The sequence below is a fragment of the Lichenihabitans sp. PAMC28606 genome (assembly GCF_020616535.1).
Classification (GTDB): Bacteria; Pseudomonadota; Alphaproteobacteria; order Rhizobiales; family Beijerinckiaceae; genus Lichenihabitans; species Lichenihabitans psoromatis.
In genome coordinates, this window is the sequence record NZ_CP085136.1 from 1915474 (window position 1) to 1937334 (window position 21861).

Annotated in this window: 25 protein-coding genes; 15 read left to right on the forward strand and 10 right to left on the reverse strand. The window is 63.4% G+C overall.

All coding sequences use genetic code 11. The features are described from left to right. Positions 1 to 26: 26 nt before the first annotated feature. Positions 27 to 1139 (forward strand): RluA family pseudouridine synthase, encoded by a 1113-nt coding sequence (locus LGH83_RS09080; RefSeq protein WP_227401507.1) that lies wholly within the window; start codon positions 27 to 29, stop codon positions 1137 to 1139. A 41-nt stretch (positions 1140 to 1180) separates the two neighbouring features. Here the strand turns inward: LGH83_RS09080 and LGH83_RS09085 are convergent, their stop codons facing one another. Then, positions 1181 to 1894 (reverse strand): DUF1013 domain-containing protein, encoded by a 714-nt coding sequence (locus LGH83_RS09085; protein WP_227401508.1) that lies wholly within the window; start codon positions 1892 to 1894, stop codon positions 1181 to 1183. 261 nt (positions 1895 to 2155) lie between these two features. Between LGH83_RS09085 and hpf the strand changes: the two genes are divergently transcribed. Continuing rightward, positions 2156 to 2737, forward strand: coding sequence for a ribosome hibernation-promoting factor, HPF/YfiA family (gene hpf / locus LGH83_RS09090; protein ID WP_131196399.1), 582 nt, complete (start codon positions 2156 to 2158; stop codon positions 2735 to 2737). Between the two features lie 170 nt (positions 2738 to 2907). Then, positions 2908 to 3378 (forward strand): PTS IIA-like nitrogen regulatory protein PtsN, encoded by a 471-nt coding sequence (gene ptsN / locus LGH83_RS09095; RefSeq protein ID WP_227401509.1) that lies wholly within the window; start codon positions 2908 to 2910, stop codon positions 3376 to 3378. Positions 3379 to 3438: 60 nt separating this feature from the next. Here the strand turns inward: ptsN and LGH83_RS09100 are convergent, their stop codons facing one another. Beyond that, complete coding sequence (locus LGH83_RS09100) at positions 3439 to 4434, reverse strand: glucokinase (protein WP_227401510.1); 996 nt, start codon at positions 4432 to 4434, stop codon at positions 3439 to 3441. Between the two features lie 191 nt (positions 4435 to 4625). On the opposite strand from LGH83_RS09100, the gene LGH83_RS09105 reads away from it, so the two are divergent. Both LGH83_RS09105 and LGH83_RS09110 read left to right on the forward strand, forming a co-directional pair. After that, positions 4626 to 5213: a hypothetical protein gene (locus LGH83_RS09105; RefSeq protein WP_227401511.1), complete on the forward strand. Its 588-nt coding sequence runs from the start codon at positions 4626 to 4628 to the stop codon at positions 5211 to 5213. Positions 5214 to 5410: 197 nt separating this feature from the next. Then, complete coding sequence (locus LGH83_RS09110) at positions 5411 to 6193, forward strand: Bax inhibitor-1 family protein (RefSeq protein ID WP_227401512.1); 783 nt, start codon at positions 5411 to 5413, stop codon at positions 6191 to 6193. Between the two features lie 57 nt (positions 6194 to 6250). Here the strand turns inward: LGH83_RS09110 and LGH83_RS09115 are convergent, their stop codons facing one another. After that, on the reverse strand, positions 6251 to 6700 hold the full coding sequence (locus LGH83_RS09115) for a DUF2794 domain-containing protein (RefSeq protein WP_413771127.1): 450 nt from the start codon (positions 6698 to 6700) through the stop codon (positions 6251 to 6253). 214 nt (positions 6701 to 6914) lie between these two features. On the opposite strand from LGH83_RS09115, the gene htpG reads away from it, so the two are divergent. Genes htpG through LGH83_RS09130 form a run of 3 tightly spaced genes read left to right on the forward strand, consistent with a single transcriptional unit; the run spans position 6915 to position 11098 of the window. Further along, positions 6915 to 8828 carry a molecular chaperone HtpG gene (htpG, locus tag LGH83_RS09120; RefSeq protein WP_227401513.1) on the forward strand — a complete coding sequence of 638 codons (1914 nt, stop codon included), beginning with the start codon at positions 6915 to 6917 and terminating at the stop codon, positions 8826 to 8828. 30 nt (positions 8829 to 8858) lie between these two features. Further along, on the forward strand, positions 8859 to 9755 hold the full coding sequence (gene prmC / locus LGH83_RS09125; RefSeq protein ID WP_227401514.1) for a peptide chain release factor N(5)-glutamine methyltransferase: 897 nt from the start codon (positions 8859 to 8861) through the stop codon (positions 9753 to 9755). Positions 9756 to 9772: 17 nt separating this feature from the next. Beyond that, complete coding sequence (locus LGH83_RS09130; RefSeq protein WP_227401515.1) at positions 9773 to 11098, forward strand: NAD(P)/FAD-dependent oxidoreductase; 1326 nt, start codon at positions 9773 to 9775, stop codon at positions 11096 to 11098. Positions 11099 to 11116: 18 nt separating this feature from the next. Here the strand turns inward: LGH83_RS09130 and LGH83_RS09135 are convergent, their stop codons facing one another. The 4 genes from LGH83_RS09135 to LGH83_RS09150 all read right to left on the reverse strand — a co-directional run bounded on the left by LGH83_RS09135 (position 11117) and on the right by LGH83_RS09150 (position 13918). After that, on the reverse strand, positions 11117 to 11398 hold the full coding sequence (locus LGH83_RS09135; RefSeq protein WP_227401516.1) for a hypothetical protein: 282 nt from the start codon (positions 11396 to 11398) through the stop codon (positions 11117 to 11119). Positions 11399 to 11489: 91 nt separating this feature from the next. Beyond that, positions 11490 to 11708 carry a SlyX family protein gene (locus LGH83_RS09140; RefSeq protein ID WP_227401517.1) on the reverse strand — a complete coding sequence of 73 codons (219 nt, stop codon included), beginning with the start codon at positions 11706 to 11708 and terminating at the stop codon, positions 11490 to 11492. Then, complete coding sequence (locus LGH83_RS09145; RefSeq protein ID WP_227401791.1) at positions 11701 to 12462, reverse strand: rhodanese-related sulfurtransferase; 762 nt, start codon at positions 12460 to 12462, stop codon at positions 11701 to 11703. The genes LGH83_RS09140 and LGH83_RS09145 overlap by 8 nt, the downstream gene beginning before the upstream one ends. Before the next feature lie 19 nt (positions 12463 to 12481). Next, a complete protein-coding gene (locus LGH83_RS09150) occupies positions 12482 to 13918 on the reverse strand; it encodes a protein adenylyltransferase SelO (RefSeq protein ID WP_227401518.1) in 1437 nt (478 codons plus the stop codon). A gap of 127 nt (positions 13919 to 14045) precedes the next feature. Between LGH83_RS09150 and LGH83_RS09155 the strand changes: the two genes are divergently transcribed. Both LGH83_RS09155 and eda read left to right on the forward strand, forming a co-directional pair. Further along, a complete protein-coding gene (locus LGH83_RS09155) occupies positions 14046 to 15002 on the forward strand; it encodes a sugar kinase (RefSeq protein WP_227401519.1) in 957 nt (318 codons plus the stop codon). 9 nt (positions 15003 to 15011) lie between these two features. Further along, entirely contained in the window at positions 15012 to 15665 is a 654-nt protein-coding gene (eda, locus tag LGH83_RS09160) for a bifunctional 4-hydroxy-2-oxoglutarate aldolase/2-dehydro-3-deoxy-phosphogluconate aldolase (protein WP_131113149.1), read from the forward strand. A 5-nt stretch (positions 15666 to 15670) separates the two neighbouring features. On the opposite strand, the gene LGH83_RS09165 is transcribed toward eda, so the two are convergent. Further along, positions 15671 to 16525, reverse strand: coding sequence for a DMT family transporter (locus LGH83_RS09165; RefSeq protein WP_264479160.1), 855 nt, complete (start codon positions 16523 to 16525; stop codon positions 15671 to 15673). Positions 16526 to 16846: 321 nt separating this feature from the next. Here LGH83_RS09165 and LGH83_RS09170 point away from each other — a divergent pair, with 321 nt between their 5' ends. From LGH83_RS09170 to LGH83_RS09180, 3 genes are all read left to right on the forward strand, one after another. After that, the gene (locus LGH83_RS09170; RefSeq protein ID WP_227401520.1) at positions 16847 to 17026 is read left to right on the forward strand and encodes a GGDEF domain-containing protein; all 180 of its coding nucleotides are present in this window, start codon (positions 16847 to 16849) and stop codon (positions 17024 to 17026) included. A gap of 231 nt (positions 17027 to 17257) precedes the next feature. Beyond that, entirely contained in the window at positions 17258 to 17467 is a 210-nt protein-coding gene (locus LGH83_RS09175) for a cold-shock protein (RefSeq protein ID WP_131113152.1), read from the forward strand. A 267-nt stretch (positions 17468 to 17734) separates the two neighbouring features. After that, on the forward strand, positions 17735 to 17974 hold the full coding sequence (locus LGH83_RS09180) for a DUF2188 domain-containing protein (RefSeq protein ID WP_131113153.1): 240 nt from the start codon (positions 17735 to 17737) through the stop codon (positions 17972 to 17974). A gap of 109 nt (positions 17975 to 18083) precedes the next feature. On the opposite strand, the gene LGH83_RS09185 is transcribed toward LGH83_RS09180, so the two are convergent. Then, positions 18084 to 18905, reverse strand: a complete 822-nt coding sequence (locus tag LGH83_RS09185) for a phosphate/phosphite/phosphonate ABC transporter substrate-binding protein (protein ID WP_227401521.1) — start codon at positions 18903 to 18905, stop codon at positions 18084 to 18086. A 342-nt stretch (positions 18906 to 19247) separates the two neighbouring features. Here LGH83_RS09185 and LGH83_RS09190 point away from each other — a divergent pair, with 342 nt between their 5' ends. Together LGH83_RS09190 and LGH83_RS09195 are read left to right on the forward strand one after the other, a co-directional pair. Continuing rightward, entirely contained in the window at positions 19248 to 19823 is a 576-nt protein-coding gene (locus LGH83_RS09190; RefSeq protein WP_227401522.1) for a lytic transglycosylase domain-containing protein, read from the forward strand. A gap of 98 nt (positions 19824 to 19921) precedes the next feature. Continuing rightward, positions 19922 to 20137, forward strand: a complete 216-nt coding sequence (locus LGH83_RS09195) for a CsbD family protein (protein ID WP_131119101.1) — start codon at positions 19922 to 19924, stop codon at positions 20135 to 20137. Between the two features lie 117 nt (positions 20138 to 20254). Here the strand turns inward: LGH83_RS09195 and LGH83_RS09200 are convergent, their stop codons facing one another. Then, positions 20255 to 21844 carry a peptide chain release factor 3 gene (locus tag LGH83_RS09200; protein ID WP_227401523.1) on the reverse strand — a complete coding sequence of 530 codons (1590 nt, stop codon included), beginning with the start codon at positions 21842 to 21844 and terminating at the stop codon, positions 20255 to 20257. Positions 21845 to 21861 lie beyond the last annotated feature (17 nt).

Genomic DNA, 21861 nt, shown 5'->3' on the forward strand with positions numbered 1-21861 from the left:
GCGCCCGAAATCGGTGAGTCGAGACGATGAATTCCAAGGCGAAACAGCGCGCGGCGGCGACCGGAAGCGGCAAGCGCGTCGACTATGTCGAGGTCGAGGAGGTGCCGGCTCCCGCGCCAGTCTGGGTCCCCCGCCCCGACACAACGACGAGCCCGACCGGACTGCATGTTTTCGACATCCAGCCGGACGATCGAACCAAGCGGCTCGATCGTTTTCTGGCGGAGCATTTCACGGGCGATGCAGGCTTGTCACGGACGCGGCTCCAGTCGCTCATCGGCGACGGTGCGGTGCTGATCGACGGGAAGCCCGCCACCACATCCAGCCTGAAGCTCGAAACCGGCGCGCAGGTTTCGGTGGATATTCCGCCGCCGATTGCGGCCGAGCCCGCAGCCGAAACCATCCCACTCACGATTGTGTTCGAGGACGAGCATCTGCTCGTGATCGACAAGCAATCCGGCCTTGTGGTTCACCCCGCCTCCGGTCACGAGACAGGGACACTGGTGAACGCGCTCATCGCCCATTGCGGTGATAGCCTATCGGGCATCGGCGGCGTGCGGCGGCCGGGAATCGTGCATCGTCTCGATAAAGATACCACTGGACTGATGGTGGTGGCGAAGACCGATCCGGCGCATCGCGGCTTGGCCGACCTCTTTGCCGATCACGGCCGTTCCGGATCTCTCGAACGCGCCTACACGGCCTTTGTCTGGGGTAAGCCGCAGATGCAGCATGGCACGATCGACATGCCGCTCGGCCGTCATGCTCATCACCGCGAGAAGATGGCGGTTGTGTCCGAAGAGCGTGGGCGTCACGCCGTCACGCATTGGCGCCTCGATCAAAGCTATGGCGATGTTGCCAGCACGATCCATTGCGAACTCGAAACCGGCCGAACACATCAGATCCGGGTCCATCTGACCGAACTCGGCCATCCGCTGATCGGCGATCCGGTTTACGGCACCGGATTCAAGACGAAGGTGGCGCGTCTCCCCGAGGCAGCCCGCGCAGCGGTAACGGCGCTCGGTCGCCAGGCCCTTCACGCCGCCGTGCTCGGATTCGATCACCCGATCACGGGGGAAACTCATTCGTTCGAGAGCCCGCTGCCGCCCGACCTCATCGCGTTGCAGGCCGGGTTGGAGGATTGATGATGGCGCGCCGGATCGGGCGCGCCACCGAAGGCTGAGCGCTAGTCTTCGTCGCCGTCGTGATGAGCCGGCTGCTTCGAAAACACGGATGCGAGATCGACACGCTCGTCGTCACGCTTTTCGGCTTTCGCCGGCGCCCCGAACACCTCGGCCTGCGTCGACGCGGGCTTCTGAGTCGTATATTCGGCCGACAGAAGGGTCTGTCCGCGATCGGCCTCCGTGGCCGGACGATCCTTGGCGGCGCGATTGACCTCGAAGTCAAGATCGATCTGCGAGCAGAGGCCCAGCGTCACCGGATCCATCGGCGCAAGACCGGCCGAGTTCCAATGGGTCCGTTCGCGGATGGCCTGAAGCGTCGTCTTGGTGGTGCCGACGAGACGCATGATCTGGGCGTCTTTCAGCTCGGGATGGTTCCGCACCAGCCACAGGATTGCGTTCGGCCGATCCTGCCGACGCGACAGCGGCGTGTAGCGCGCGCCGCGGGTCTTCTTGGCGGGCGGCAGACGCACCTTCGAGACGGCGAGCTGCAGGTGATGGCTCTTGGTGCCTTCGGCCAGAGCGATTTCCTCGCGGGTCAGTTGGCCCGACGTGATGGGGTCATGACCCTTGATGCCGGTCGCGACCTCACCATCGGCGATGCCCTTCACTTCCAGCGGGTGCAGCTTACAAAAATCGGCGATCTGCTCGAAGGTCAGCGAGGTATTTTCCACCAGCCAGACCGCGGTGGCCTTCGGCATCAAGGGTGCATTGCTCATAGTCGGTATCCTTTTCAGCCTGCGAGGGCATGGTCCCGATATCCTTGAGCCGAGCGAACAGGCGCCCCGGCCAAGCCGAGGCACAGCCTCTAACGTGTATCCATGAATGGGAATGACCCAATATAGAATCGCTCCTACAGGAACGCAAACCCGTTTGTGATGAGCCGCGCAGCACCCAAAGAGCGGTTGATTGACTTCGATTGGCAAGGCTTTTACGCCTTGAGTGATCGATGTGACTTCAACGAACAGTCAGGGCGACTCATGTCTCTCCGCGTTTCGGGCAAGAACCTTCAGATCGGCGAAGCACTTCAGGAGCATGCGCGCTCGAAAGTGGCAGCCGTTTTCGATCGCTACGTCGAAAGCGCCATCAACGGACATGTGACGGTCGAGCCGGAAGGCTCAGGCTATCGGTGCGAGATGATCCTGCACCTCGACTCGGGCATGACGCTCCATGCCGAGGGCCGCGCGCAGGAGCCTTACGCGAGCTTCGACCAGGCCAATCATCGCATCGAGACACGTCTGCGACGGTATAAGCGTCGCCTCAAGGGACGTCATTCCGTCGTCGATGAGATGCCCCGCGAGCCGATGATCGCCGATTACATGATCGAAGCGCCGGATGCAGACGAGGAGGAGCCGCAGGGTTTCGTGCCCATCGTCGTGGCGGAAGGGCGGGCCCCCTTCAAAACATTGTCGGTCGCGGCGGCCGTGACCGAACTCGATCTGTTGGGTGCGCCTGTGCTGGTGTTTCGCCACTCGGGAAACGACAACGTCAATATCGTCTATCGCAGAGCCGATGGGCATATCGGTTGGATCGATCCGTCCAGCCTGTCGGCTGCGCCTTAGACCGGGGAGACCATCGCGGTCCAGGCCGATGGATCAGTGGAGACCTCGACGGCGTTGACGTGCTACAGCCACGCGCGACGTGGGCCGAAGCCTCATACGAGCCACATGTCGTGCTTGGCCCGTATGTCCGCTGTCGAGCCACAAAAGACGAAACTGGATTGTATGCCATCATGGCTTTGACCGACCTCATATCCGCCGCCGCGATCATCCCGGCACTACGAGCCAACACCAAGAAAACGGCTTTGCAGGACATGAGCGAGCGGGCCGCCACCGTGTCCGGCCTTCCGGCGCGCGATATCTACGATGCCGTTCTCCAGCGGGAGAAGCTCGGGTCGACCGGCGTCGGGAAAGGCGTGGCGATCCCCCATGGCAAACTGGCGGCCTGTGGCAAAATCTTCGGCGTCTTTGCTCGTTTAGAGCGCCCGATCGAATTCGATGCGCTGGATGGCGAGCCGGTCGATCTCGCTTTCCTTCTGGTCGCGCCAGAAAGCGCCGGCGCCGATCATCTCAAGGCTCTCGCCAAGATCGCGCGGGTCCTTCGCGAGCCGCATGTCACGACGAAGCTTCGTGCGGCCCGCGACGCCGCCAGCATCTATGCGATCATCATGAGCGACGATCTCGCGGCATCGCACGCGGCATAACAGACTCTGACTGGGACGGGGCCCGCAATCGACTTGCCCTGGTCTGTCCCGAGCGCGCCCTCAGCGCCAGGCCAACCGATCGTAATCCAGCGCATAGCCTTCCGGGAACGTCGCGATGGCGGACATGCCATCGAGCACGGATTCGCCATGGGTCACGAGCCTTGTCGGAATTCGCTGCGCCAGCGCTTCGACCGGCGCCTTGGCCTCGAAGGATTGACGGAAGCTCACGGGATCCAGCAGATCGGTGATCCGGGGCAGAATCCCTCCCGCCAACGTCACGCCGCCGGTCGCCTTGAAGGTGATCGCGATGTCGCCGGCGAAGCGGGCCACGAGGCGCCAATAGGCCGCCAGAGTCTCGGCCTCATCCGACATGCGGTTGACCAGCGCCATCGCAGTGATCTGGGCCGGCGTTTCAGACGCGATCGTCCGCCCAACCGCGGCCATCCGCGCACCGTGCACACGCTCGATGCCGATGCCCGACAAAACGCTTTCGGTCGTGATGCGGCCATGCGCCCGCTCGAGATAGGGCCAGAACCGTGCTTCTTCTTCGGTTTCCGGCGCAAAACCGATGTGACAGGCCTCGCTGGCCAGCGCCACATAGCGACCACCGGTCTCGATCAGACAGCCGATGCCGAGCCCGGTCCCCGGACCGAGGATCGCTCGGGGCCCCTTCTCCTGGACCAGAGCCGGCCCGATCTGCAGCACCCACTCGGGTTGCAGAGCCGGAAGCGACAGAGCCTGGGCCTCGAAATCGTTCAAGAGCAGGCCCTGCACCAAGCCGAGGCGTGCCGCGATCGCCGGGCCATCGATGATCCACGGCGCGTTGGTCAGTTTCAGCTGACGCCCTTCGACCGGCCCGGCCCCGCAGGCGATGACGGATTTCGGCACCAGCCCGGCTGTTGTGCTCGCGAAGGCGACGGCCTCGCCCAAACCCTCGAAATCGCCAGTCTTGAGCATGGCAATGGTTTCGGTCGGAGCCTCCGGATGCATTTTGACCGCAACGCGGCAATTGGTGCCACCGACGTCGCAGACAACGACCGGGAAAGGAAATTCCACGACGGCACCTCTTGGCTTGGCTTTCGATGGTCCGATTAGGTCGGGCCGACAGAGCCTGTCAATCCGTATCAAGAGGTTCGGCGAGCCCTCCGGTTCATTCGCAGAACTTCGAGCCTTGCGCGGGCCATGTTGCTGCCATCAACCGTCAGCATGGTTCCTCCATCGGTTGGGGTCATAAAGACGGGGTAAGCATGATCGGAACGAGGGCTCGCTTGGCCTCCAGCCTGTTTCGCTGGGTCAATCAAATCGCCATCTCGGTCCTCGCGACCGTCATCGCGACCTCGCTCTACTCCGCTTGGCGTCCGCCCATGTCGCCAGCTGCCACATCTCAGATCATGGCTCCGCTCATATCGGCGGCCGGCAAGTTCGCAACCCGGATCGAAGGAGCCGAGACGGCAGAGGCGGCCTCGCCACGGCCTCCGATCCTCAGCATCGTCAACCCGGGATTGACACCGACCTGGACGAGCGGTCTGGTCGACGAGATCGCGCGACAGCCGGCCTATGGGGAGTTGGCGAGCTCGTCATCCACTCCAGCGGCGGAGGCCCCGCCCCCCCAGAAAATCGTCCGAGCAGCGAGCCACGAACCGAAACGCGCTGCGGCGACGGCAGAGGTCGCTGTTGCGAAACGCGTCGCCAGCCTCCCGCAACTCGACCTGCATACGATCCCTCTGGTCGACGTCGCGGCAGAGGAGCCTCACGGTCTATGGTCGATGGCGCGCTCGGCGGTCGGACTGGCTGCGTCAATCCGCGGATCGCTCCTGACCCGCTTTATTCCGTAGATGACGGGTCGAGGCGTCGTGGACACGACCGAGACGCCGCTCGAATCTAAACAAACGTTCATCTGGCAGAGGCTTGGCAAGCCTTGTAGGCATCTCTGGATCACGCCATATTCGAGGACGTGATGGTCGAACGCGTTTCGCATCGGCCGTCCAGTCAGGCAGGCATGTCGCTTTGTCTGCGCCAATGTGAGGGATCAATGTCCGACTTCGACCGCAACGCAACGACCCGCTTCGGCGGCATCGTCGCCCGAGCCGGCGCTGCCGAGATCGACCAAGGGCTGCGCACATATATGCTCGGCGTCTACAACCACATGGTTCTGGGTCTCGCCATCACCGGCTTGGTGGCACTCGGCGTCAACATGTTGGCGATCGCGGCTCCGGCCGATGCGGTTGCACGGATGGGGAGCATCGGGCTGACCAGCTTCGGTGTCGCCCTCTATGGGAGCCCGCTCCGCTACGTGGTGATGTTGGCGCCGCTGGCCTTCGTGTTCTTCTTCTCGTTCCGCATCAACCAGATGTCGGCCTCGTCCGCCCGCACGATGTTCATGGCGTTTTCAGCCGCCATGGGTCTGTCCCTGTCGTCGATCCTGCTCTTCTACACCAAGACGTCGGTGTCGTTGGCCTTCTTCGAAACCGCTGCGGCCTTTGGTGCGCTGAGCCTCTACGGCTACACCACGAAGCGGAGCCTCTCGGCCATCGGCTCGTTCTTGATCATGGGCTTGTTCGGCGTCGTGATCGCCAGCGTTGTGAACATCTTTGTCGGCAGCACGGCGATGCAGTATGGCATCTCGATCCTGTCGATCTTGATCTTCTCGGGCCTCACGGCTTGGGACACGCAGACCATCAAGGAAATGTACGATCCGCGTGACGGCGTGGATGTCGCGACCAAGAAGTCGGTCAATGGTGCGTTGATGCTGTATCTCGACTTCATCAACATTTTCCAGAGCCTTCTTTATCTGACGGGCAGCCGGAACAACTAAAGCGATCGGTAAGATCGATCGACCAAAGGAAGCTCCGGAGTTGATCCGGGGCTTTTTTTAAATCACCACCAGCTTGGGGCGCTTGTCGATCACGCTGATGACCTTCGCGAGGTCCTGCCCGCGCTTGAGGATCAAGCCGGTCGCGGTCACGACCGAATAGGCGCCTTGTTTGCGAGCGAGGCTTGGGTCCTTTTCGATCCTGTAGAGCGGGACTTCGGAGGCACGGCGGTACACGCTAAACGTCGCCTTATGGGTCGTGAACGAGATCGCATAATCCTTCCATTCGCCTTCCGCGACACGACGACCATACAGGTTGAGAATTTCCCGCAGTTCGAGCCGGTCGAAAGAGACGACAGGCGGCGCGGCTGCCGGGGCCTTATGCGGCTCTGTCTTGTGCGGTTCGACGGCCGAAGACATGTCCCGGCGTGGAAAAGGGTGGATGGCGGCCGATGTGGGGCCACTCTCTCGTTCCGGCACGCGCGATCCCGATTGTTCGTCCTGGCTCATCGGCCCTCCAACATGATCTCTCCTGAGATTAGGCCGATCGGCGGTCGGTTCAAGGAAGAGCCGGCACATCTCGCGCCGGCCGCGAATTTGTGTGGCCGCCCGCACCGATAGGCTTGCATCCAAAACCCGGCGCGACGATATCGGGCGTGGTGGCGCGCAAGCGTCGTGGATCAGGCACGCGACCCGTGCCGTTCGGAAAGGTGGATTCGTGACCATGAACGAGGCTGAAGTGGCATCTGGTGGCTCCGCGCCCGACACTCACGTTTTCCAGGCCGATGTTGCCCGTTTGTTGGATCTCATGGTCCACTCGGTTTATTCCGAGAAGGACATCTTCCTCCGCGAATTGATCTCCAACGCGGCCGACGCTTGCGAAAAACTTCGCTACGAGGCGATCGCAAACCCGGACCTCATCGGCAATGGCGGCGCGTTCGGCATTACGATCTCGGCCGACAAGGATGCCAAGACCCTGACGGTCGCCGACAACGGCATCGGCATGAACCGCGAGGATCTCGTCTCGGCACTCGGAACAATCGCGAGTTCGGGCACCAAGGCGTTTCTCGATAAGATCAGCCAATCCGGCGAGGCCCAGGGCAACCAGAATCTCATTGGCCAGTTCGGGATCGGTTTCTACTCGGCCTTCATGGTGGCCAGCAGCGTCCAGGTCGAGACACGTCGTGCCGGCACGGACGAGGCGTGGAGTTGGACCAGCGACGGCAAAGGCTCCTATCAGATCGCGGCATTGCCGCTCGATGCCGCCCCGGTGCATGGCACACGCGTCACGCTCCACATCAACGACGACAACACCGAATTTCTCGAGCCCTACCGCATCGAGAGCCTGATCCGCGAACATTCCGGCGCGGTGGCGGTTCCGATCTCGGTCATCGACAAGCCGGGCGAGGACGCCCGCACCTTGACCGACGGCGCGGCGCTCTGGGCCAAGTCGAAGCAGGACATCACGCCCGACGACTATACCGAGTTCTATCGCGGGCTCGGCGGTCATTTCGACGAACCGGCGCTGACGATTCATTGGCGCGCCGAAGGTCGCTACGAATATAACGTGCTGGCCTTCGTGCCCGGCTCCAAGCCGTTCGATCTGTTCGATCCAGCCCGCAAGGGGAAGGCCAAGCTCTACGTCCGTCGCGTACTCATCACGTCGGATGCGGACCTTCTTCCGGGTTGGCTGCGGTTCGTGCGGCTCGTCGTCGACACCGCCGACCTGCCGTTGAATATGTCCCGGGAGTTGATCCAGCAGAGCCCCATCTTCGCGGCGATCCGCAAGGGCGTCACCAACCGCGTGCTGCAGGATCTCAGCAAGCTCGCCGAGACGGATGCTCCGACGTTCAAGACCGTCTGGGAAAATTTCGGCGCCGTGCTGAAGGAAGGTCTTTATGAGGATCCGGAGCGACGCGATGCCATCTACAAACTGGCGCGGTTCGCCTCGTCGACCCATCCGGATGGCGATCGCAGCCTCGTCGATTATGTCGCCAACCTGCGGCCGAACCAGACCGCGATCTACTACCTGCTTGGCGATGATCTGAAGCGCCTCGGGATCAGTCCGCAACTCGAAGGCTTCAAGGCGCGTGGCATCGAAGTGCTGCTGCTGCCCGACGCCGTCGATGCGTTCTGGGTTTCGACCGCGGCCGGCTACGAGGGCAAGCCGTTCAAGTCGGTGACGCAAGGCGCAGCCGACATCAAGCTGGTGCCGCTGAACGAGGGCGAGACAGAGAAGACCGCAAGCGACGTCAGCCCGGAGGTCGCGACCTTGCTGGCCTTCATGAAGCAGACGCTTGCGGATGCGGTGGAGGATGTCCGCGCCTCGGACCGCTTGTCCGAAAGCCCAGCCTGCCTCGTCGCGCCCGAGTTTGGCCCCGACCGGCGGATGGAGCGCATTCTGGCGCAACATGGCAAATCCGGCGCCCTGTCGAAGCCGGTGCTGGAGATTAATCCGACCCACCCGCTCGTCACCTCGCTGGCGGCCCGTGTCGCAGCCGACAGCGATAAGGGCCTGATCGAGGATGCGTCTTGGCTGCTGCATGACGAAGCGCGCATCATGGACGGCGAGATGCCGACCGATGCGGCGGCCTTCGCAGGCCGCTTGCGGCGTGTGCTCGAACGCGCCAGCGCCTGAACCATGGCGGCGCCGCGCTTCGATCCATCGATGACGCGGCGCGACGCGCTCCGGGAGGTCGAAAGCCTCCTGCAACATGCTGGGGTCGGCGAACCATCGGCCGATGCCGGCATCCTGGTGGAAGACGCCTTGGGCCTGACGCGCTCGGCCCTGCGGCTTTCGGGTCACCTCCCCCTCGGCTCTGACGCCGCCCGGTCCCTCGAGGTGTCCGTGGGACGACGCTTGGCGCGCGAGCCCGTCTTCCGCATCATCGGACGGCGCGAATTCTGGGGGCTCGACCTTGCCATCGATGCGGCCGTGCTCGACCCACGACCAGACACGGAGACGATCGTGTCGGCGGCGTTACGGGCGCTTTCGTCGCGACGGACAGAACCGCTCCGAATTCTCGACCTCGGCACCGGCTCGGGCGCGATCCTCCTGGCGCTGCTGACCGAACTACCGGGCGCGACGGGACTAGGGATCGACGTGTCGGACGCCGCCTGCGCGATGGCTCGTGCCAATGTCGCAGCCTGCGGGATGAGCGACCGGGCCGAAATCCGACAAGGCGTTTGGACCGATCGCCTGTCGGGCCGGTTCGACCTGATCGTCTCGAACCCGCCCTATATCGAAACGGCCGTCATCGACACGCTCGACCCGGAAGTCCGCCAGCACGACCCGCGGCTGGCGCTCGACGGTGGCCCGGATGGGCTTGATGCTTATCGTACGATCTGCCCAGCCGTGCCGGCGATCCTGGCGGACGGTGGCGTCGTGGTCTTCGAGATCGGCGCTGGTCAGGCGTCGGACGTCTCCCGCCTCATCGAACAATCGGGCATGACCATGATCCGCACCGAACGCGATCTTGGCGGACATGACCGCGCCCTCGTGGCAGGGTGGCCGACGCAACCGCCAGAAACCTGCCCGCTAGGAACTTGGCCGCCAGGGCCATAACCGCAAGGGACGCCGCCATGACGCTCGCCCAGGCCAAACCCGCCGAAAGGCCCCGTGTCGTCATCGTGGGTGCAGGCTTTGGCGGACTTGCCACCGCGAAAGGTCTCGCGGGCGTTCCGGTCGATGTGGTGGTGATCGACAAGACCAACCACAATCTGTTCCAGCCCTTGCTGTACCAGGTCGCCACCGCGGCGCTTGCGCCCTCCGACATCGCGGTTCCGGTTCGTAGCATCTTCTCCGATCGACCCGAGGTCACGGTGCTGATGGACGAAGCCACCGGCATCGACACGAACCGCCGCGTGGTGCGGCTTGCCGAAGCGGGCGAGATCGGCTTCGACATGTTGGTGCTGGCGACCGGCTCTGTTTATTCCTGGTTCGGCCACGACGAATGGGCCGAGCATGCGTACGTCCTGAAAACGCTGGAAGATGCGCTGATGCTGCGCGGCAGCCTTCTCGCCGCCTTCGAATGGGCCGAGAGTCGTACCGACCCATCCGAAATCGAACGGCTTCTCACCTTCGTGGTGGTCGGCGGCGGGCCGACAGGCGTCGAACTGGCCGGCGCCATCGCGGAACTCGCCCATTCCAGTTTATCGCGAGACTTCCGCCATATCCGCTCGTCTTCCGCCCGCATCGTGCTTTGCGAGGGCGGCCCGCATCTTTTGGCGGGCTTCCCGCAGCATTTGTCGGATTATGCGCGCAAACATCTCGAGGATCTCCATGTCGAGGTGCTGACCAACACCGCGGTGCAAAGCGTCGATCATGACGGCGTCGTAGCGGGAGGGACGCGGATCAACTCCGCCAACGTGCTCTGGTGCGCCGGAACCGCCGCGACGCCGGCGGCCGTCTGGCTGCAGGCGGACAAGAGCCGGAATGGCGCCGTCAAGATCGCTCCCGACTGCACCGTGCCGGGCCATATCGACATTTTCGCGGTGGGCGATGTGACCGATATGACGGGGCCGAACGGCAAGCCGCTTCCAGGCGTCGGGCCGGTGGCCAAACAGCAAGGCGCCTATGTGGCCGAGGTGATCGCGGCGCGTGTGGCGGGCCGTCCCGCTCCAGCGCGCTTCGTCTACAAGGACGCCGGTTCGATGGCGATGGTGGGACGCTCGTCAGCGGTCGCGGATCTCGGCAAGGTCAGGCTCACGGGTTTCGTAGCATGGGTGCTGTGGAGCGCCGTCCACCTGTTCTTCTTGATCGGAACGCGGAACCGGATCGCGGTCTACCTGAATTGGGCCTGGGCTTGGCTGACCTACGGACGCGGCGCCCGGTTGATCACGCGGCTCGATCCCCGCACGCGCCTCGAGTTGAAACAGCAGAACGACGCGGGAAGCCGTCCCGTCTGATAAGACGGGCTCTTGCGGTCAGGTCAGTTCCCATACCCGATCGGCCACGCCGTCGAGATCGTCTTCGGTCACATCGGCCAGTCGCTTCTCGACACGGAACAAGAGGCTCGATCGCCCCTCGCGCATGATCAGAACGACAGTTTCGAGATCGGGTGAGCCAGGGTCGGAGCAGTCGACTTCGCTGACCTTGACGACATCATCTCGATCCAGAACCAATTTGTCGTGGAGAGACGTTGCGAGATCCGCACAATGCAACCGTGCGGCCAGAGGAGAGACCCGACGCTGCACAACTTGAAACATCTCGGGCCCCCACCGCCGATGTACTCCGCTTCAAGATGTCGGCCGCAATATACTGGTTTGTCAAGGCCATCGCAGCACAAAGCAGCGCAGGTCAGTAATGCGGGGGCGGAACCTGCGGATGCCCTGCCCCTGCGTCACTTTCGGTTGCCTTGACCCGATCGCCGAGAGCCGCGACCTGTCGCGACAAGCTTTCGATGCGGCTCCACAGCATCGTGATCGTGTCGCTCAAGTCTTCGATCGCCTGCTCTTGGTAAGCGAGCCGCATCTCCAGCGTCTCGACACGATCCAGCAATGCGGTCTTATCAGTCATCGGCGGGTGATCCGGATTTGTCGCGACGCGTTTGTTGGAGACCATGCCCCAGGGCGACCCGCTCGTCGAAGACGAAACAATCGCCCGACCACCGGCTGTTGGCCGGCTGTACCGTTTCAAGATATTTCAGGATCCCGCCCTTGAGGTGAAACACCTCGTCGAAGCCGAGCGACAAGAGATAGGCACTCGCCTTTTCGCACCGGATACCGCCGGTGCAGAACATGGCGATTGATTTGTGCGTCCGAGGATCGAGCGCGCGCGCCGCGAACTCGGGGAATTCACCGAAGCGACCGATTTTCGGATCGATTGCACCGACAAAGCTGCCCATCTCGACCTCGAAGCCATTGCGCGTGTCGAGGACGAGGATATCGGGTCGATCCAGAAGCGCGTTCCAGTCGGCGGCCTCGACATAGGTGCCGACACGGGCCGTCGGGTCGCCGCCTGGATGCCCGAGCGTGACGATTTCGCGCTTGAGACGGACCTTCAGGCGGCCGAACGGCATGGTCGCGGCGGTCGAATATTTCAGGTCGAGACGATCGAGGCGGCCGCCGAACACGCCATCGCCTTGCAGCATATCGACCAAAGCCGCGATCGCCTCGGGAGAGCCGGCCACGGTTCCGTTGATCCCTTCGCGGGCCAACAGCACCGTCCCGTAAATCCCGAGGTCCGCACAAATGGCGAGCAAAGGCGGCCTGAGGTCGCGCCAATCGGGTAGCGGAACGAATTGATAGAAAGCGGCGACCCGGATCGGCATCGCGGCCGTATCGTCGTGATCAGCTGCCATGGGTCGGCGCCTCTCTGCCGTAAGCCTCGCCCATCGCCCGGATCGCGGTGATCTTGGCTTCGAACATCGACCAATCGTCATCCTTGTCGACGGCACCGAGGATCGTCTCGACCTCATCATGCAGCATGGTGCAGGGCGTGGCGCCGGCGAAATAGGCATGGTCGAGCCGCAACCCTTCTGCGGGCGACGCATCCGCGAAAGCGGACCGCACCGGTGCGAAAGCGTCGGTGGCGTAGACGTGTCCGACCGGTCCGTGCACGGCCTTGTCGAGCCTCGCCGTGCCGCCGTAGCAATCGAAGATGACTTGCTCGAATGACGCCTGGCTGGAAGCGAGGAACCCCCAGAAGGCATGGACGAGGTCGTCGTCCCGCTCATCGCCGCGCGCCGCAATCCCAAGCCGCCGCAACGATTGCTCGACGAACGCCCGGCGGAACGCTGGGGCGAACTCCGCCAGCGCTTGTTCGAGGTCGGCTTGTGGCGCGAGCGGGAGAAGGCATTCGGCCAACCGCGTCAGGTTCCACAACAGAACGCCGGGCTGCTCCCCATAAGCGTATCGACTTGTATGATCGAAATAGGCAGCCGTGAAGCCCGGATCATAGGTCGGCAAGAACCGCCACGGCCCGTAATCGAAGCTCTCGCCATTGACGTTGATGTTGTCGGTATTCAGCACGGCATGGACGAAACCCGCCACCATCCATTGCGCGCCCATGCGAGCCACCTTGCCGCAGACGGCTTGCAAAAACGCGACTGCCCTGCCCGCGACGGTCGCGGCCTGCACCTCCGGCATGTAGGTCGCGATCGTATAATCCAACAACCGCTCGATATTGCTCGTCTCGTTGAGGGCCAACAGGCGTTGGAACGTGCCGATGCGAAGATGCGAATGGCCGAGCCGCACCAGAACCGAGGCGCGCGTCGGCGATGGCTCGTCGCCCCGCTGCAGCGCCTCGCCGGTCTCGATCAAGCTGAAGCTCTTCGACGTGTTGACGCCGAGAGCCTCCAGCATTTCGGTCGCCAGCACCTCGCGGATCCCGCCGTTCAGCGTGAGTTTCCCATCGCCGCCGCGCGACCAGGGCGTGCGCCCACTCCCCTTGGTGGCGAGATCGAGCAGCCGACCGTCCGTGTCATATAGTTGCGCGAACAGAAAGCCGCGTCCGTCGCCGAGGTCCGGATTGTAGCTGCCGAACTGGTGACCGTGATAGCGGAGGGCGAGCGGCTGCGGAAAGCTGCCCGGCAGCGGCTCGAACCGGGCGAAATGCGCGATCCATTCGGCATCGGTCAGGCCTTCGAGCCCGACCCGCGCAGCCCATCGATTATTGCGGAAACGGATGCGCTGCGCCGGAAACGTCGCCGCCGACACCTCGTCGTAGAAGTCCGTCCCAAGCGCGGCGTGGCTAGTGGCGGGGCGGAAGGCGGGTGAAAAGACCATGGCGTGCTAGATAGACACCTGCGCGATCATCGGCAACGTGACGCATGACGATGGGGGTCGGCACGATCTCGGGTGGAAAGTCGGCCTTCGTTTGGCGTAGAAGAGCGGAGGCGATCGCGGGAGTGTCATGGTGGGTGCTGAACTGGATCTCGTCTGTCTCGGCGAACCGATGCTGGAATTTAACCAGCAGACCCGCTCCGCGGCCGAGCCGCAGATGTTCATCCAGGCGCACGGGGGCGACGCCTCGAATGTCGCCATCGCGGCCGCTCGTCAGGATGCGCGGGTCGCCTTCCTGTCGGCTGTCGGCGACGACATCGCAGGCGCGAGCTTTCTCGATCTGTGGCACCGCGAGGGCGTCGAGGCCGAGGCCGTTCAGACCGACCCGGACAACCCAACCGGCGTCTATTTCGTCCAGCATGACGAGAGCGGCCATCGCTTCTCCTACCTGCGGCGCGGGTCGGCCGCGAGCCATTACCGGCTCGACCAACAGGGTCACGCCACGATCGAACGGGCCCGCTTCACCTTCGCGTCGGGCATCAGCCTCGGTATTTCGGATCGGGCTGCCGACACCGTGTTTGAGGCTTTCGCAAGCGCCCGACGCCACGGCCGTCAGATCGCATTCGACACCAATTACCGCCCCAAGCTGTGGCCTGCCGCACGGGCCTCCGCCGTCATCCAGCAGGCCCTCCGCCACGCCGACATCGCATTCCCCGGCATCGAGGACGCGCATCTCCTGCTCGGGCTCTCCGATCCGGACGCGATCGTGGACCTCTGCCTCGACATGGGACCCCGTATCGTGGTGTTGAAGATGGGGAGTGCCGGATGCCTCGTCGCGACGCCCGAGGGGCGTAAGCTCGTGGCGCCCTTCCCGTGTCGGCCCGTCGATGCGACCGGCGCGGGCGACACGTTCTGCGGCAGCTTCCTCGCCGAAGCGGCGCGCGGCGCCTCGATCGAGGACGCCGCGACCTACGCCAATTGCGCCGCGGCGCTCGCCACCATGGGATATGGCGCCGTCCCGCCCATTCCACGGCGACGTCTGGTGCTCGACACGCTTGCCGGCAAGCCGGCGTCCCTTTCTGTTTAGGAGTTCCGAATGACCCCCACGCTTACGGCGCGACTCGACGCCATCATGACGGATGGCCCCGTCATCTCGGTCGTGACGATCGACGACGTCGCTCATGCGGTGCCGCTCGCGCGCGCGCTGATTGCCGGCGGTGTCCGCGTCATCGAGGTGACGCTCCGGACCCCGGCGGGGCTCGAAGCTATTCGCCGGATCGCTGCGGAGGTGCCGGAGGCGGTGCTCGGCGCCGGCACGGTCCTGTCGGGCCAGCAGGCGCGTCAATCGGAGCAGGCCGGCGCCTCCTTCCTGGTGTCACCCGGCCTGACCGAGCGCCTTCTGGGCGAAACGGCAGAGTTGTCGATCCCCTTGCTGCCGGGCATCGCCACGGCTGGCGAGGCCATGCTGGCGGCCGAGGGCGGCCTCACTCGGCTCAAGTTCTTCCCGGCCGAACCTGCGGGGGGTGTTCCGATGCTGAAGGCTTTGCACGGCCCTCTGCGCGATCTGGTCTTCTGCCCGACCGGCGGCATCGACATCGCCAAAGCCGCAAGCTATCTCGCCTGCCCCAATGTGGCTTGCGTCGGTGGGTCGTGGTTAACCCCGTCTCGTGCGATGGCGGCCGGTGATTGGGCCGCCATCACCGAGGGCGCGCGCCAGACGGTGCTGCAACTCGGCCCCAAGGCGGCCTGACCCCGTTACGCGTCCGTCGCGACCGGCCGACGGTCGATCGCGACCCGCTTTCGCAGGAACACAGACAACCCGCTGCCGATGATGATCGCGATGCCGATCAGGATCGAGGGTGTCGGCACGTCGGCCCAGAACATCCAGCCCATCAGCACAGCCCAGATGATCGACGTATATTGCAGCGGCGCCAACAGGGACGCCGGTGCGAGCGCCAGCGCCTTGGTGATGCACATGAAACAGGCTGACGACACGATCCCGACCAGGAACATCAGGCCGGTGTCGACGAGACTCGGGGTGACCCACACGATGGTGCAAGTCGCGGCGCCGAACAGCCCCGTGCCGATGGTCTGATGCGTCACCAGCGTCAGCCAATGAGTGCCGCGAAGCTTGCGGGTGATCGTGATCGACAAAGCGAACATCGTCGCGCCGAAGAGCGCCACCAGGGCCGATGGCGAGAGGGCGTCACCGCTCGGATGGAGCGCCACCATGACACCCGCGAATCCGACCACGACCGCGGCCCAACCGCCGATGCCGACGCGCTCGCCGAGGAGTGGGGCCGAAAGCGCCACGATGATGAGCGGTGCCGCGAGATAAAATGTCATGACATCGGCGAGGGGGAGCGCCCGCGTCGACAGATAAAACGAGTAGGTATCGGCGATCGAGCAGACGATCCGCGCGGCGTGAAGCCAGAGTTGCCCATCGAGGCGAAGCCCGACACGCTGGCGCAGCAGCATCGGCACCAGCAGCATGCTCGCGCCCACGGCGCGCAACATCATGATCTGTCCGACGCTGTAGTCGACCACCAGCCATTTTCCGAGCGCGTCATTGACCGCGAAGAAAAACAGCCCGACCACATATAAGCTCATGCCGACGGTCGATCCCGCCGGTCTCACCATCTGCATGACCGTTACCGCGTTGAAAGTTCGGGGTCGGCGCGAGGCGTTGACCGGACCAAGCGAGGTCCGGACGAGGCTGCTTCGCGCGACGTTCGACGGCCCTAGCATGGAAAGCTGCTCTGCGGCGGTGCAAGTGCCGAAAAACAGGGCACTGGCTGATAGGTCGCCGTTCTCATCATCATGACGGTGATCTTCGCATCAGGTCGCCATCCACCACGCGACCGATGCCGAAATGCTGCCGCACCGCGTCCTGAAAGCTTTGCGTTCGCCGTTTTTTTGATCACCGGCCGTATGGTCCAGATCGGCATCAGCATCGGCATTGCCGTGGCGCCCCTCGAGACGAGGGATCCGCTGGAGATCGTCACGCTGGCAGATCAGGCCCTCTGTCGCGCCGAAACCGGCGGACGCGACACCTTCGCTTTCTATGCCGAGATCCCGTCTCTGTCGTCCAGCAAGAGCGCTGCGTCATGACCGCTTGTCAGCCCAGGGGACGCTGCCGTCAAACAATCGTGATCGTGGCCGGGAAAGCTTCGCTTGCCTATCTTCAGGATTCGTTTATGGTTGGCTTATCGATACTAGGCTGACGACTTGGCCCTCCGCGTCTTCGAACGCGCATGCTGACGAACTCCCTCGAAACAATCGATTGAATTTATGCTTCGCGGCATCTCGCCGTGTGGCATGTACGTACGACAAGGGTTTGTCATGAGCACTGGTACAGTTAAGTGGTTCAATGCCCAAAAGGGCTTCGGTTTCATCCAGCCGGACGACGGCAGCCAGGATGTGTTCGTACACATCAGCGCCGTCGAGCGCGCGGGCTTCAATGACCTCAAGGAAGGCCAGAAGCTCAGCTTCGAGCTCGCCGAAGACCGCAAGAGCGGCAAGAAGTCTGCTGATCGTCTTCAGGCTCTCTGAGTTTCTAGGTCGGTCATGACCGACGCCAACCGCGTCGCGACTGGTTGACCAGAATCGTAAGTCTAAAGGGTCGGGGTTCGCTCCCCGGCCCTTTTTCCGTTGCGCGATGGTCCGTCGGCACAAACCACGATCGCCAGCCGAAAAACACGCGTGAGCGAGTCTCCTGGAATGGCACTCGGGATCGCGAAGCACATATAGGCTGCAGGGGATGCGTATGATCGCTCTTCGTCAGATGATCATGTCGCATCGTTGAGAGGGTAAGGGACCATGACCGAAATTCATTATGTGATCGTCGAGCACGATGGCGGCTGGGCCTATAAGATGGGTGACGTGTTCTCCGAAACCTTCCCGTCGCATGACCAAGCTCTCGAAGCCGCAACGGCGGCATCGCATCGCCAGGAGATCCCAGGCGAGAGCGAAGGCATTTCCTATCAGGACGCCAAGGGCACGTGGCACGAGGAACTCGCGCCCGGAAATGATCGACCAGAGGCGGACGTCGTCGACTAAGCGTTTTAGGCTCGCTTGGTTGCGGTATTGAACGTCTCGTGGGGCACTCATCTCGCTTGATCACCGATCCAAGACACACCCGCCCTCGACCGTTGGTCGCGGGTGACGCTTAGGCGAGGACCGGATATCCGAGCGCCACTGCGTCGCGCTCCATGGTTACGCAAATCTCGTATGCTGATGGATCGACGCGCGCGAAGCCGGCCAGCATCAGGTCGGCACGTGCAGCCGCGAGATCGGGATCGGTCATCGCGCCCTCGATGGCGCGTCGCAATCCCTCGACTTCCGCGGGCGACGTTCTAAGGGCTGTAATCAGCGGAAGCGAGGGAGCTTGCCCGGTCATACAAAGCACCCGTAGCCCTGCGACCAAATCGGGTTCATCGCGCTGCAAGAGCGCAAAGGTCACGCAATCGATACTGGCGACGTCGGCCGAGCCACCCTGCACCGCCTCGACGGACCCTCGATGGCCACCGGTCTGCATCGTCGCTCCAAAGAATGCGCCGTTTCTCGCGTCAGGCGCCACCAGAGCCCGCAGGGTGTTGTAGCCCGATTGCGAGTCGATCGAATTATAAGCGACGCGGCGGCCGCGCAGATCGCCGATGGTCCGCGCGGGCTCGTTCTGCCGCACCACGACCAGGCTTCGGTAGAAAACGCCGTCGCATCCTGCCGCCGCATAGCATGGCGCGCCAACAAGCTGGACACGCCCGTCCAGCGCGTGGGTCAATGGAAATCCGCAGGTCTGGCTCAGCAGAAGGTCTGGGTCGAGCCAATGGGCGTCGAGATCCTCCGGCTCGGCCGGTCTCTCCGGCACATCGTCGAAGCCGGCCGCGATCAGATGGCGCCGCAACCCACCCCAGAACGCGCGTTCGGCCAACGCTGGCGCGCGATACATCGGCAACGACATCATTCGTCGGAACACGCGCGACGCTCCCATGGGCCTACGATCCTTGTCGCGCTCTAATCGAGAGGACAGCCGACCGCAAGTGCGGCGAGCGTCACGCGTTTCTGCTTCAGTCAGAAACGTCGGCGACAATGACGATAGACGAGCAACTTTAATTCCTAATAATGTATTAAAATAACTCTGCCATTATTTCGCAGCATTTTAGAACAACAAGGACCGCCCGATCGTAATTCGATCAGCATCGACCAGCACGATCTTGTGCTGAATTGAATGATGAAGAGGCCCCCGATTTTCAGATCATCAGAAACAACAAGGCGAGCATCACTCTCCCCCATGATGATCTTGGCGGCCTGATTTTTCCTGAAAGGTTAGTATATGCGTCACCTCGCTCTTGCGGGATCGATCCTGCTTGTCTGCCTCCTGGGGCTGGCATCGAACGCCTCGGCGCGCGATCGCTATTCGGCCGTGCGGGACGCCATGCCGGTCGCCAGCGATAACCAACCCGACCTGCTGAGCAACCGGACGATCGAGCAGCAGCCTCCGCAGCGCCGATCCCGCGCGCCTCTCTCGATCGCGCCGCGTGGTGCATCGATGGCCAATTACGTTATCGCGGCGGCGCGTCGTCACGGCGTGCCCGAAGCCCTCGCCTACGGGGTCGCGAGTGTCGAGAGCGGCTTCAACCCACGAGCGCGTTCGCGAGCCGGTGCCGTCGGCCTCATGGGCATCATGCCGGCAACTGCGCGTGGGCTTGGCTGCAGCGGCGCCTTGACCAACCCGGCCTCCAATGCGGAATGCGGCATGCGCTATCTCGCCTCGATTCTCAACGATCAGGGTGGTGATTTGCACCGCACGGCGGCGCTCTACAACCAGGGCCGTTATGCTCATCGCATTTCCCGAGGCGGGTCTCGCTATGCGTCGCTTGTGATGTCACGCGCCCGCCGGATGTCCTGATCGGCATTGGCGTGCCGGCGTGGTGCAGCCGATGGTCGGAACCTTTGCGGCTCGGCGCTGTTTTCTGACTGTAAAACGACCACATGGGAGTTCAGATTATGGGCAGCACTTCAGACAAGGCCTCGGGCCTCGCCAACGAAGCCGTCGGCAATATCAAGCAGGGCGTCGGCAAGGTCGTCGGGTCCGACAAGATGCAGGCCGAAGGCATGGCACAGGAAGCCAAGGGCCACACTCAGAAGGCCGTTGGCGATGCCAAGGACGCCGTGAAGGACACAGCCGATAAGGTATCGGACGCGGCCCACAAGAAGCTCTGATCTCGATCATCGTCTCGACAATAGAGAGCCGGCCCTCAGGGCCGGCTTTTTTATGTCGCCGCCGTCACGAGAGATCGACCGAACAGGCAGCGGCGCGGGCTTTCTCGAGCCGTGGCTTCAATGGGCAGCGCGCTGATAGTCCTTGATGTCCGAGAATACCACGCCGGGCCAGCGGTCCTGCTCGTATTTCAACGTAAAGGCCGAAGAGGCGAGAAACACCGGAGCGCCATCGAGATCGGTCGCGGTCGAGGACGGATAGGCGTTCATGAACCGGGCGAGTTCCGCATCGTCGTCGGCCGTCACCCAGCGGCAGATCTCAAACCGGCTCTGCTCGAAGGAGACCGGCAGGCCGTATTCGGCCTGCAACCGCTCGGCCAGCACGTCGAGCTGAAGCGCTCCGACCACGCCGACCATCGCGCCAGAGCCGTCATGCGGCACAAACGTCTGCACGACGCCTTCCTCGGCCATCTGCTGAAGCGCTTCACGCAACTTCTTGGCCTTCATGGCATCGGTCAGCTTCACGCGGCGCAGGATTTCGGGCGCGAAGCTCGGCACGCCGCGGAACACAAGATCCTCACCCTCGGTCAGCGTGTCGCCGATCCTCAACGTACCGTGGTTCGGAATGCCGACCACGTCGCCCGGATAGGCCTCTTCGGCCAAGGCGCGTTCCTGCGCGAAGAAAAATTGCGGAGCATTCAGCGCCATCGGCTTGCCGGTCCGCACCAGCTTGGCTTTCATGCCACGCGTCAGTTTACCGGACGACACCCGCATGAACGCGATGCGGTCGCGATGGTTCGGATCCATATTGGCTTGGATCTTGAAAACAAAGCCGCTCATCTTCTTCTCATGCGCGTCGACGAAGCGGCTTTCGGCCTGCAGCCCTTTGGGCGGCGGCGCGAAATCGCCGAGCGCCGCGATCAGATCCGCGACCCCGAAGGTGCGGAGCGCGCTGCCGAAGAACACGGGCGTCAGATGCCCCTCGAGATAAGCCGCTGCATCGAATGGGCGGCATGCCTCATGCGCGATCTCGAGCTCATCGATCGCCGCATCCGCCTCGAACTCCGACAGCAAGGCCCGGATCTGCGGATCGCGCGGACCCGACACCGGGATCGTCGGAGCGGTGACGTCGGCATCGAGCTTGCGGATGACGTTACGGGTGAGATCGTAAGTGCCGGCGAAGGCGCGGCCTCGGCCGATCGGCCAGGTGATCGGCGCCGTGTCGAGCGCCAGAACCTTCTCGATCTCGTCGAGCAGATCGAACGGATCGCGCGTCTCGCGGTCCATCTTGTTGATGAAGGTTACGATCGGAATGTCGCGCAAGCGGCAGACCTCGAACAGCTTCCGGGTTCGGGATTCGATGCCGCGCGCCGCGTCGATCACCATGACGGCCGAATCGACCGCAGACAGGGTTCGATAGGTGTCTTCGGAGAAGTCTTCATGGCCCGGCGTGTCGAGCAGATTGAAGACATGCCCGGCATGTTCGAACGTCATCACCGAGGTGACGACCGAGATGCCGCGTTGGCGTTCGATATCCATCCAGTCGGATCGGGTCTGCCGCCGATTGGCCTTGGCCCTCACCTCGCCCGCGAGTTGGATCGCGCCCCCGAACAGCAACAGCTTTTCGGTCAGCGTCGTCTTGCCCGCGTCCGGGTGCGAGATGATGGCAAAGGTGCGCCGGCGCGCGACGGGATCGTCGATGGAGGTCATGGCCTGAACGTTGGAGA